Annotated in this window: 10 protein-coding genes; 1 reads left to right on the top strand and 9 read right to left on the bottom strand. The window is 57.5% G+C overall.

Annotated features, from left to right (window positions below; all coding sequences use genetic code 11):
- Window positions 1–9 precede the first annotated feature (9 nt).
- The 5 genes from ACR0DJ_RS08155 to ACR0DJ_RS08135 all read right to left on the bottom strand — a co-directional run bounded on the left by ACR0DJ_RS08155 (window position 10) and on the right by ACR0DJ_RS08135 (window position 3,181).
- A complete protein-coding gene (locus ACR0DJ_RS08155; protein WP_480684497.1) occupies window positions 10–1,155 on the bottom strand; it encodes an HlyD family secretion protein in 1,146 nt (381 codons plus the stop codon).
- Between the two features lie 21 nt (window positions 1,156–1,176).
- Window positions 1,177–1,539: a DUF3302 domain-containing protein gene (locus ACR0DJ_RS08150; protein WP_170344636.1), complete on the bottom strand. Its 363-nt coding sequence runs from the start codon at window positions 1,537–1,539 to the stop codon at window positions 1,177–1,179.
- A 35-nt stretch (window positions 1,540–1,574) separates the two neighbouring features.
- On the bottom strand, window positions 1,575–2,144 hold the full coding sequence (locus ACR0DJ_RS08145; protein ID WP_170344635.1) for a disulfide bond formation protein B: 570 nt from the start codon (window positions 2,142–2,144) through the stop codon (window positions 1,575–1,577).
- A gap of 10 nt (window positions 2,145–2,154) precedes the next feature.
- Window positions 2,155–2,310 (bottom strand): DUF5993 family protein, encoded by a 156-nt coding sequence (locus ACR0DJ_RS08140; protein ID WP_170344634.1) that lies wholly within the window; start codon window positions 2,308–2,310, stop codon window positions 2,155–2,157.
- A gap of 109 nt (window positions 2,311–2,419) precedes the next feature.
- A complete protein-coding gene (locus tag ACR0DJ_RS08135; protein ID WP_480684495.1) occupies window positions 2,420–3,181 on the bottom strand; it encodes a DeoR/GlpR family DNA-binding transcription regulator in 762 nt (253 codons plus the stop codon).
- Between the two features lie 174 nt (window positions 3,182–3,355).
- On the opposite strand from ACR0DJ_RS08135, the gene glpD reads away from it, so the two are divergent.
- Entirely contained in the window at window positions 3,356–4,945 is a 1,590-nt protein-coding gene (glpD, locus tag ACR0DJ_RS08130; protein WP_480684493.1) for a glycerol-3-phosphate dehydrogenase, read from the top strand.
- Between the two features lie 71 nt (window positions 4,946–5,016).
- Here glpD and ACR0DJ_RS08125 read toward each other — a convergent pair whose 3' ends face one another.
- From ACR0DJ_RS08125 to ACR0DJ_RS08110, 4 genes are all read right to left on the bottom strand, one after another.
- On the bottom strand, window positions 5,017–8,154 hold the full coding sequence (locus ACR0DJ_RS08125) for an efflux RND transporter permease subunit (RefSeq protein WP_480684492.1): 3,138 nt from the start codon (window positions 8,152–8,154) through the stop codon (window positions 5,017–5,019).
- A 3-nt stretch (window positions 8,155–8,157) separates the two neighbouring features.
- Entirely contained in the window at window positions 8,158–9,258 is a 1,101-nt protein-coding gene (locus ACR0DJ_RS08120; protein ID WP_374041617.1) for an efflux RND transporter periplasmic adaptor subunit, read from the bottom strand.
- Window positions 9,259–9,561: 303 nt separating this feature from the next.
- Window positions 9,562–11,307 carry a methionine--tRNA ligase gene (metG, locus tag ACR0DJ_RS08115; RefSeq protein WP_257600571.1) on the bottom strand — a complete coding sequence of 582 codons (1,746 nt, stop codon included), beginning with the start codon at window positions 11,305–11,307 and terminating at the stop codon, window positions 9,562–9,564.
- A gap of 33 nt (window positions 11,308–11,340) precedes the next feature.
- Complete coding sequence (locus tag ACR0DJ_RS08110) at window positions 11,341–11,505, bottom strand: hypothetical protein (RefSeq protein ID WP_480686243.1); 165 nt, start codon at window positions 11,503–11,505, stop codon at window positions 11,341–11,343.
- Window positions 11,506–11,554: the final 49 nt, after the last annotated feature.

Below are 11,554 nucleotides of genomic sequence, written 5' to 3'. Positions count from 1 at the left end.
CGCGCATCCTCAGATATCCAGCGGTCGGATGAAGTTGGCGAAGGAATAGAGACGGATGTTGATGCGTCTCAGGAACTCAAAGCTTTTGCCCTGTCCGGTGTAGATCGCCACTGCGGCGTGGCCGCCAGCCGGGAAAGTGTGCCCTTCAGGGACATCGACGGTGATCTGCACGGCAATTCGACCGGGCAGTTTCGGCAGTTCAAAGCCGGGCAGGCGGCCTGAAGGGATCAGTTGCCCCTGGCGCGTGGCCCACCAGATCGCCTCGACCTTGCCCGTCAGGATTTCGCCCGGGTAAAGATCAAGCGCCACTTCGACCTCTTGCCCCGGTTCCACGAATTTCAGGTTCTGCTGGCGAAAGGTCGCAAGAATATAGGGGCTGTCCTCGGTCACGAAACTGGCAATCGCGCCCAGTCGAACATCGCCCACGACCAGCCCGGGGCGGGCTTGCTGCGATACGATCATGCCGTTTTCAGGCGCATAGATCGTTGTGTTTTCAAGAAAATACTCAGCCTCGGCCAACTGCGCCCTTGCCTGAAGAATACCCGTGTTCACACCGTCTATCTGGGACTCCACGGCCAGTTGCGCCTTTTCCAGATTTGCTTCGGCCTGTTTCACGGCAGCAAGGTCTTCGGTCACTTGCTCGTTCCAGCGGTCCAGTTCGTCTTGCCGCGCTCCACCGGCGGGCACAAGAGTTTCATAGCGTGCTTGCTGAGACTGCGCATAGGCCAGTTGCGCTTTTGCGCGTTCAACAGCTTCGGTCGTCGCGATCACATCCTGTTCCAGAATCTTGGCATTCTGTTCAGCGGCGACCAATTGCGCCTTCGCATTGTCCACCGCCAGTGAAAACACCGTGTCGTCAAAGCGATAGAGCGGATCACCCTTGGTGACCGGTGTGTTTGGTTCCACAAGAACTTCGGTCAGGATCGTCGGCTGTGTCAGTTTGGGAATGATCTGTATGGTCGAACGCACCACGTGGCTGTCGGCCGAGAAGGGTTGAAAGAACCGCAATGCGACCAGAAAAATCAGCAACAGGTGCGCGCCAACCCAAAAGGATACGATGCCCCAGGCGATGTTGAATTTCAGCAGTTCCAGCTTGAAGAAAATAAGCCAGACGAAAATGATGTAAAATAACGTGATGCCAAGGGCGACGAACATGTTTTGTGACTTCCTTTGGCCTTAGCTTTGTTGGGGATCGTCTGTGTCCAGACGATCTTGATATTCAGGCCGGACATCACCACCCAGACGTTTGATTTCATCACGAATGGCGTCTTTTTCCTCGTCAGGGCCACGGCGAATGTCGACCGTAACGCCATCATGGAACGCCCACATAAAGGCATGGACCCAGGGCACCACGGCCAGAAATCCCATCCAGCCCATGATCTTTACCGCCTCGGCATGGGGATGGTTGCGTTTGATGGCGATCCGACCCGGAAGGCCCATGAGAAAGAGAAACAGTGCCATCACCGCCGCCAGAAGCAGGATCAATGCCACGAAAGTCAGATAGTCATAGTAGCCAAGCGGCTGTCCCAATAGTCCCATGCTCGCGCCTCCTTTTGGGGAAGGTTACGGTATCTTCAGTTGCCGGCGTCCAATTCGTCAATCAACTTGTAGCTTGTCGGCGGGTCGGCGCAGATACCCGGTCCGCATTCCAACAAGGTTGAACCCGCGTTCAGCACCGCCAATGCCAGCATGACGAAAAACGCGATCTTGGCCAGAGTATTTCCGCCGAACCTTGGTTCCTGACCAGAAGGGTCGGCGTATTGGCGATCAAACAACAGCATGATCGATGTGCCCAGCAACACAAGGAAAAAGGCGATCCCGGCCCAGGTATAGTAGTGCAGGCCCAAAACAGGTGAGCCATAGTGCCCGGTGCCGGGTACGATATGCAGAAGAATTTGGCGGATCGATACAGTGCCGCCATACAGGGCCGCAATCAGCACAATGGCATAGTGTTGCGGCCGTGGACCGTAGAGCAGGTTCAAACCAAGCCCCACGCCGACGGCAACGAACCCAACACGTTGCAGCAGGCAAAGCGGGCAGGGCAGTTCATACAGGACAAGCTGATAGAAAAACGCCAGCGCCAGTACAAGGCAGACGGCAAGCATACCGATCGCGTTGAGGGTGCGGGACAGTTCAGGTGTCATGGCAAGCCCCTCAAAGTTGAATTGTCAGCGGTGTGGTTGCGTGGAATTTCAGCCAGTAGATACACATGGCCAACGTGACGAAAAACAAGGCGTTGCCCGCCCTGGTCAACTTGAAATAGTTCAGCCCCATCGTGGCAATAAACAACGAAAACAAAAGCGCAATCATGGCCCGGTCCTCCCCTCCCGTGCACAAATTCCTGTATGAAGGATAGTGTCAGGCCGGGTCCCATCTGGCAAGCCGCGCAACTTGCCCGAACGTTGTTGTTTGCCCGCCTCTAGTCGCAGACGATGACGTCTGTTTGCCACTCGCGACAGTGCTCTGGCAGCTTTCCGGGCAGGGGAAGGTCGGTATAGACCGTGTCAAGTTCGGCGATTGATCCTATTCGCGCCGGGGCCGAGCGTTGAACCTTCGAATGATCGGCAACCAGAAAAGTGCGGCGCGCCTGTTCGATGATGGCCTGGCTGACCTGAACCTCCTGAAAGTCGAAGTCCAAAAGATCGCCATCCGTGTCCAGGGCCGAACATCCTATGACAGCGATATCGAACTTGAATTGCCGGATGGCCGATACGGTCAGGTTGCCGATCAGACCCCCATCAGACCGGCGCAGAACGCCACCGGCCAAGATAACTTCGCAGTCCGGGTTTTCGACAAGGATGTTTGCGACGTTCATGTTATTCGTCACAACCAACAGGTTTTTGTGGTCTAGCAATTGCCTTGCCACAGCCTCGGTCGAGGTTCCGATATTCATGAAGATTGACGCGCCGTCGGGGATATCAGCCGCACATGCCTGTGCGATACGGGTCTTGGCCTCCGCGTTCAGCGCGCGGCGGTCTTCATATCCGATATTTGAAACGCCTGATCGCAGAACGGCGCCCCCGTGAACCCGGTCCAGCTTGCCCGCATCTGCAAGCTCGGTCAGGTCGCGCCGGATCGTCTGAACGGTGACGCCAAAGCGTTCAGCAAGCCCGTCGACGGTGACACGCCCTTCGGTGCTGGCGATTTCCAGAATGTCGGATTGGCGAAAGGACAAGGACATGGGCGGTTCCGGTGCAGAGGATTGGTTTTCGTTTTTGTTCTTTTTGTTGATTTAGGCAAGCCGGATTGCTCAAAAATCATAACAGTGTTGCAAAAGGAAAATAAACGAACATAAACATTGACGAAGCGAAAGCCATTCTGGCTAATGCCCGCAACCGGGTCAGGCAGGGAATCAATGGATATGCAGTCAACGGACAACCAGATCACAGACCTTTTCATCATCGGTGGCGGGATCAATGGCTGTGGAATTGCTCGGGACGCCGCCGGGCGGGGTCTTTCGGTGATGCTGGCCGAGATGAACGATCTGGCTTCTGCCACATCTTCGGCCTCAACCAAATTGTTTCACGGCGGATTGCGATACCTTGAGTATTTTGAAATTCGGCTGGTGCGTGAGGCCCTGATCGAGCGTGAAACCCTGCTGCGCGCCATGCCACATATCAGCTGGCCAATGCGTTTTGTGCTGCCCTACCACAAGGACATGCGGTTTGATTCCGAAACGCCGACCTCGCGGTTGCTCAGCACGGTCATGCCGTGGATGCGCGGGCGGCGTCCGGCCTGGCTGATCCGGTTGGGCCTGTTCATGTATGACAATCTGGGCGGGCGCAAAATCCTGCCGGGAACGACATCATTGAACCTGCGGTCGGCACCGGAGGGGGGCCCGTTGCAGGACAAGTTCGAAACGGCTTATGAATATTCCGATTGCTGGGTCGAAGACTCGCGACTGGTGGTCCTGAATGCGCGTGACGCCGAGGCACGCGGCGCGCAGATCATGGTGCGGACCGAGGTGACCTCGGCCGAGCGGGTCGGTGATCTTTGGGAAGTGTCCATTCGGGATCGAAGCAGCGGTGAGACACGTTTGGTCCGGGCCAAAATGCTGATCAATGCAGGCGGACCCTGGGTGGGCGACATCATTCAAACCAAGATCCGCGTGAACTCTCGCGAGGGCGTACGGCTTGTGCGGGGCAGTCATATCGTGACGCCCAGGCTTTACGATCACGACAAATGCTACTTTTTCCAGGGTGAAGATGGCCGCATCATTTTCGCCATACCATACGAGCAGGATTTTACTCTGATCGGCACAACGGATCAGGACCATCCGGACCCGGCCACGAAACCGGTCTGCACCGAAGCCGAGCAGGATTACCTGTGCGCCTTCGCATCGAAATACTTCAAACGCGCCGTGACCCGCGACGATGTCGTTTGGACCTATTCCGGCGTACGGCCTCTTTATGATGACGGGGCAAGCAGTGCCACTGCCGCGACACGGGATTACACGTTGAAAGTCGACGCGCAGGGCGGGGCGCCTGTTTTGAATGTGTTTGGCGGCAAGATCACAACCTATCGCAGGCTTGCAGAAAGCGCGCTTGAGAAGGTTGGAGAGTTTTTCCCGAACCTGCCCGGCCCCTGGACCGCTGGTGTCGCTCTGCCGGGGGGGGATTTTCCGGTGGATGCTGTCGAAACCCTGAAAGGCGATCTTCTGGCGGCCTATCCCTTTTTGACCGATACCTGGGCTGCCCGCCTGATCAGAGCTTACGGGACAGAAGCAAGGGATGTTTTGGGAGATGCGAAACAGGTATCCGATCTGGGAGAGGACTTTGGCGCGACCCTGACCGCGCGAGAGGTCGCTTGGCTGATGGACAAGGAATATGCCCGTTCCGCCGAAGATGTGGTTTGGCGCCGCAACAAATTGGGCTTGCGGCTGAGTGCCGAGCAGATTTCGCGGATCGATCAATGGATGTCCGCACGGCCTGAGGATGAAAGCTAGCTTAAAAACGTCTGAAGCCGATTAGCGGAATTGCATAAAAGCCCCACCAGCTCAGGTGGGGCTTTTTTTGTTCAGGCGGCTTCTTCCGTAGGGTCGGGGTCCTTTTTGCTGCCCTTCAACCATTCTCGCAAGCCCTGCATCAGCGCGTAGAGCACGGGCACCACGATCACTCCAACCAGCGTCGCGGCCAGCATCCCGCCGAACACCGCGACACCGATCGCTTTCTGACTGGCGGCACCGGCTCCGTTGGCAGCCAGCAGTGGTACAACACCGAGGAGGAAGGACAAGGCAGTCATCATCACAGCGCGGAAACGCTGATACGCAGCCTCTGCGGCGGCCTCTTTGATGGAAAGCCCCTTGGCGCGTTGTTCCATGGCGAACTCGACGATCAGAATACCGTTCTTCGAGGCCAGCCCCACAAGCATGATCATTCCGATCTGCGTATAGAGGTTGATGTCACTGCCCACGATGGCCACCGCCGCCACGGCCCCAAACAAGGCCACGACAACGGAAAGCAGGATTGAAACAGGCAAGGTCCAACTTTCGTACTGACCCACCAGGAACAAATATCCAAACAGGATGGCAAGCCCGAGGATGATGATCACCAGACTGCCCGAGGCCAGCTGTTGCTGCGCCGTCCCTGTCCATTCGAACGCATAACCCGGGGGCAGGGCGGTTGCGGATTCCTCCGTCATCACGTTGATTGCGTCGCCGCTGGACAAGCCGGGTGCAGGGACCGCCGTCACCGTGGCAGACCGGAACAGGTTGTGGCGCTTCAGCAGAACCGGACCCAAAACGTTTTCCACGTCGATCAGTGTGCCCAGCGGCACCATGTCGCCGTTTTGAGAGCGGACATAGAGGTTCGCGATATCCTCGACATTGTCCCGATAGGTGCCATCGGCCTGAATCATCACGCGGTAGACGCGGCCGAACAGATTGAAGTCATTGACATAGTATGACCCCAGTTGTGCCTGCATGGTCTGAAAAATCTCGGCGACCGAGACATTCAGCGTTTTGGCTTTTTCGCGGTCCAGATCAACGAACAGCTGCGGGACGTTGGCGCGGAAGGTCGTATAGGCCTGCCCGATCTCGGGCCTCTGATTGGCCGAATACACGAACGAACCCACGGCCGAGGCCAGATCCTGCGGTGTGCCACCGCCGGTTTGCTGAACCTCCATTTCTACGCCCGCTGACATACCAAGACCCTGGATGGGTGGTGGGTTGAAGGCCAGGATCGAAGCTGCTGATTCACCATTCGCAATCGCCAGTACCTTGGCCAGAATGGCATCAGCGCTCAGATCGTCTTCTTGCCGTTCGCTCCAATTGTCGAGATTGACGAAAATCGCAGCGCCATTGGTGATCGTGCCGTTCAGCATCGAAAAGCCGTTGACAAGAACCGTGCTCGCAACGCCCGGGATTTCACTTATCTGTTCGTCCAGACGAGCAGTTACCGCCTCGGTCCGTTCCAGTGTGGCAGCATCCGGCAACTGAACATCAACGAACAAGTACCCGTTGTCCTCAAGCGGGATAAACCCGGCAGAGGTGTTGGACATGATTGTCCCCGTACCAAAACCAAGACCGACAACGATGGCCAGCGCGATGGCAGGGAAAACCAGCAGTTTTCGTACAATTGCCACGTAGCCGTTGCGCACGGTGCCGATGAAGCTTTCGAACATCGCAAGCACCCCTTTGGGAGGGCCGGATCTGGCACGTAGGACCAACCCGCACAGGGCAGGCGAAAGGGTCAGCGCGTTGATGGATGAGATAACGACTGCGGTCGAGATCGTGACCGCAAATTGGGAATACAACCGCCCCGAGATGCCGGGCATGAACGTCACCGGCACGAACACCGCCAGAAGAACCAAAGTGGTCGCGATGACCGGACCAGTTATCTGGCCCATGGCTTTTCGGGTCGCTTCAGCAGGGGGCAACCCTTCATCCGCAATGATGCGCTCCACGTTCTCGACGACGACGATGGCGTCGTCCACCACGATACCAATGGCAAGCACCAGGGCGAACAGCGAGATGGTGTTCAGGGACATCCCAAATGCCAGCAGGAAGGCAAAAGTGCCGATCAGGGACACCGGAATTGCCACCGCCGGAATGATCGTTGCGCGCCAGCTTCCCAGGAACACGAACACAACCGAAATAACCAGAATGAAGGTCAGGATCAGGGTCGAGACCACGTCGTTCAAAGAGGCCTCGACAAAGTCGGTCGTATTGAAGGGGACATCATATTCGACATCCGTCGGAAAGGCGCGGGACAGCCGCGCCAATTCCGCCTGCACACGTTCCGAAACCGCCAAAGCGTTTGCACCGGGGGCCTGATAGATGCCGATGACCGTGGCAGGAACCGCCTGAAAATAGCCCGAAGCCGCATAGTACTCTGCGCCAAGCTCTACCCGGGCGATGTCTTTGACGCGGACGATGGCGCCGGCGTCACCGGTTCGGATCACGATGTCACCGAATTCTTCTGCGGATGTCAGGCGGCCTTTGGATTTGATCGTGTATTGAAACGTCTGCCCTTCGGGTACAGGTGGTGCACCGATCGAACCGGCAGACACTTCGATATTCTGTTCCCGGATTGCATTGATGACATCCCCCGGTGTGATGGACAGCGCCGCCATCTTGTCCGGGTCCATCCAGATCCGCATGGCGTATTCAAGGTTGGTCAGAACATCGGCCTTGCCGACGCCCTGCACACGCGCCAGCGCATCGCGCAGATTGATCGAGGCATAGTTCGACAGAAACACACTGTCATAGGTCCCATCGGGTGAGGTCAGAGTGACCAACATCAGCATGTTGGTCGAGGATTTCTGTGTCACGACGCCGGACGAAGTGACCTCGGCTGGCAATGACGACATGGCCTGCGCCACCCGGTTTTGAACGTTGACCGATGCGATGTCGGGATCGGTGCCCACCTCAAAGGTCACATCCAGCGAATAGGACCCGTTGTCCGACGATCTGGACGTCATGTAGATCATGTCGTCCACACCGTTGACCTGCGCTTCGATCGGCGCGGCAACGGTGTTTTCAACGGTTTCGGCATTTGCACCGGTATAGGTGGTTGAGACGTTGACCACAGGCGGTGTGATATCCGGAAACTGCGCGACCGGCAGTACCAGGTACCCGATGCCGCCCATGATGGTCAGCACCAGTGAGATGACAAGCGCCAGCTTGGGGCGGCTTATGAACAGGGCTGAGAACATCTGTTACTCTCCCGGCTGCTCAGAGGCCACGACCGCGTCAACAGCGACACCGGGGCGGACCCGCTGCAAGCCCTCGACAATGACGCTTTCACCTTCACGCAGCCCGTCCAGCACAATAATCGCAGTATCAAAAGTGTCACCTGTTGTGATGTAGCGCTGTTCAACCATTTGCTTGTCGTTGACCACCAGGACAAAATCGCCCCGCTGATCGCGCTGCAAGGCGGCTTGCGGCACCAGAACCTGCAAGGTCGGTTCAAGCGCTTCGATCTGCACATTCACGAAAGCGCCGTCCAGGATCAGCCGGTCCGTATTGTCGAATTGGGCCCGCATCGTGATTGCCCCGGTCAATGGGTCGATACGGTTGTCAACGAATACAATTCTGCCGGTTTCATCCAACTCTGTTCCATTGGGCAGTTTGACATGGACGTTTGGGCTTTGCGGACTATCCGCAAGAGAGGCTGAGTTTTCGCCAACGGTCTGCAAAACCGAGGTAAAGAGCTTTTCGTTCAACGAGAAATTCACGTAGATCGGCGACTCGCTGACGATATTGACCAGAGGAGGGTTGTTTGGGCCAACAACATCGCCGACGCTTGTGGTGATCCTGCCGATACGGCCATCAAATGGTGCGTGGATCTGCGTATAGCTCAGGTCAAGCTCGGCCTGCCGGATCGCAGCTTTGGCTGCTTTCACCTCTGCCTCTGCGACCAGTTCATTGGCGCGGGCAATGTCGCGTTCCGATTCCGGCGTCGCGTCACGTTTGTAAAGCTCTTCTTTACGCGCCAGATCAACCTTTGCCAGCTCAAGATTCGCTTCCGCCCGGTTCAGATCGGCCTTTCGGGCCTCAAGCGTGGCCTCATACAGGTCGGGTTCGATGGTGAACAGCAGGTCGCCTTCCTTTACCGTCGCTCCATCCTCGACTTCGCGGCTGTTGAGAAACCCGTTCACGCGCGCCACGATATCGACTTTGTTGATTGCCTCGGCGCGCCCGATGAACGTGGCCTCGTCGGTGATTTCCTCGGTATAGGCCGCCGCTATGGAAACCTTTGGCGGTGCCCCTTCTTCTTGCGCGATCGCAGGATGCGCCAAACCCAAGGACATCAGCATGAATACGGCGGCCAAATGCCTGCTGGTCTTGTTGGGCGAAATGAATGCTGGGGACATGGCGAAAGCCTCGTTCGATGCAGAAACAAAAGATACCGACCCGGTCGCCAGGGCGACCCGAGTCGGAGGAACTTGGTCTCAGGATGACTTTTTTGTGCCGATATCTCAAGCGTGTTGAATCTTGAGTCGATCGGGGCCGATGTCAAAAATTTCAGCACTTATGCTGGCTTAGGTCCCGGCGTGGTCATCGGGCCCGAACGAGAAGGGGGCCGGAATGGCCCCCCCTGGTTCTTGGTATCGGATGGTTCAGTCGCGGGTCCCAGCGAATTTCTCTTGCCATTCTTCACGCTGTTCATCCGTTATTTTGGCGAACAGAACGTCGGGCACGGTGAAGTCGTGGCCGGACGGCAAAGCGTTCAACGCAGTGGCGACATCGTCCGGCCAGCTGGTATCCAGCGTGTTCATCGCGCTCAGCATACGGGCCGAGGTGTCGGGGATGAACGGCGCGCTGAGAACGGCGTAAAGCCGGATCAGGTTCAGGCCAAGACGTACCTGCGCGGCGGCCTGCTCGGGGTCTTCCTTGAACGTGGACCACGGAGCTGCGGCCTGTAGATATTCATTTCCTGCAACCCAGATTGCCCGTAGCTCCTGCGCGGATTTGCGAACTTCCATCGCCTCCATGTGGCCTTCATAGGCGCGGACGCGTTTGGTGAGCTCTTCGATCAAGGCCTGCTCGCGCGGGCCGAACTGTCCACCGTCGGGCACGGCCTCACCAAATTTCGAGCGGCAGAATTTGGTGATCCGGCTGACAAAGTTGCCCAGAACGTCTGCAAGGTCCTTGTTCACCGATTGCTGGAAGTTCTCCCATGTGAACTCACTGTCGCTGCTTTCCGGCGCATGGCTCAGCAGCCACCAGCGCCAATAATCGGCGGGCAGAATGTCCAGCGCCTGATCCATGAACACGCCACGGCCCTGGCTGGTCGAAAACTGGCCGCCGTCATAGTTCAGGTAGTTGAACGACTTGATGTAATCGACCAGCTTCCAGCGTTCGGGAGATCCGGTCTCTTCATTATGCGTATTGGTGCCTAGGATGGTGGCCGGGAAGGACAGGGTATGGAACGGCACGTTGTCCTTTCCCATGAACTGGACATAGCGCACATCATCCGCGCCCTTGTCGGTGCGCCACCAGCGTTCCCAATCCGCATCGGCCCTTCCGTTGGCGTCCGCCCATTCCTTGGCGCAGGCGATGTATTCAATGGGGGCGTCGAACCAGACGTAAAAGACCTTGCCTTCCATCCCCGGCCAATCCTGATCGCCTTTTTTGACCGGCACACCCCAGTCCAGATCGCGGGTGATGCCACGGTCCTGCAAGCCGTCACCGTCATGCAGCCACTTCTTGGCAATTGACGTGGTCAGGACCGGCCAGTCCGTCTTGCTGTCGATCCACGCATCCAGCTTGTCCTTCATCGCGGATTGACGCAGATACAGGTGCTTGGTCTCGCGCACTTCCAGATCGGTGGATCCGGAAATGGCCGAGCGCGGCTCGATCAGGTCCGTCGGATCCAACTGCTTGGTGCAGTTCTCGCACTGGTCGCCGCGCGCGCGGTCATAGCCGCAATTGGGGCAGGTGCCTTCGATATAGCGATCAGGCAGAAAGCGGCCATCGGCGTTGGAATAAACCTGTTTCTCGCTGACTTCGCGGATGAGGCCCGCGTCATCCAGCTTGCCCGCAAAGTGCTGGGTCAGGCGCTTGTTCTGTTCGCTGGACGAGCGGCCGAAGTGATCGAAGCTGAGCCCAAACCGGTTGGCGATATCGGCCTGAATCGCATACATGTCGGCGCAGTATTCCGCCACCGGCTTGCCAGCCTTGGCTGCCGCCAGCTCGGCGGGTGTGCCGTGTTCATCCGTGGCGCACAGGAACATGACCTCGTTCCCCCGGCCGCGCTGGTAACGTGCATACAAGTCGGCAGGCAATTGCGAGCCGATCAGATTGCCGAGGTGCTTGATCCCGTTGATATAGGGGATCGCCGAGGTGATGAGAATCCGAGCCATGATCCGTTTCCGCGTAACTGTCTGCGCGCCCGTCTACATGATGTGATCGTCCAGCAAAAGCCCGACATTGACCTGCAAGTCAATTTGGACGCCGAATGGTCCGAAAACCGCGCTGCCCCGGCGATCTGGTGCGCGTTCCCGGACCTGGGCAATCGCAACGCGTTGGATCTGAGATGGACAGACCCGTCCTTGTTTCATGCAAGGCCGACCGAAAAGACCGGGCCAATCACGAAAGGCATGCAAAAAC

The organism is Ruegeria sp. BF10 (assembly GCF_056538725.1).
Note: the sequence above shows the minus strand (reverse complement) of the source record. Positions and strands in the feature narration are given on the sequence as shown.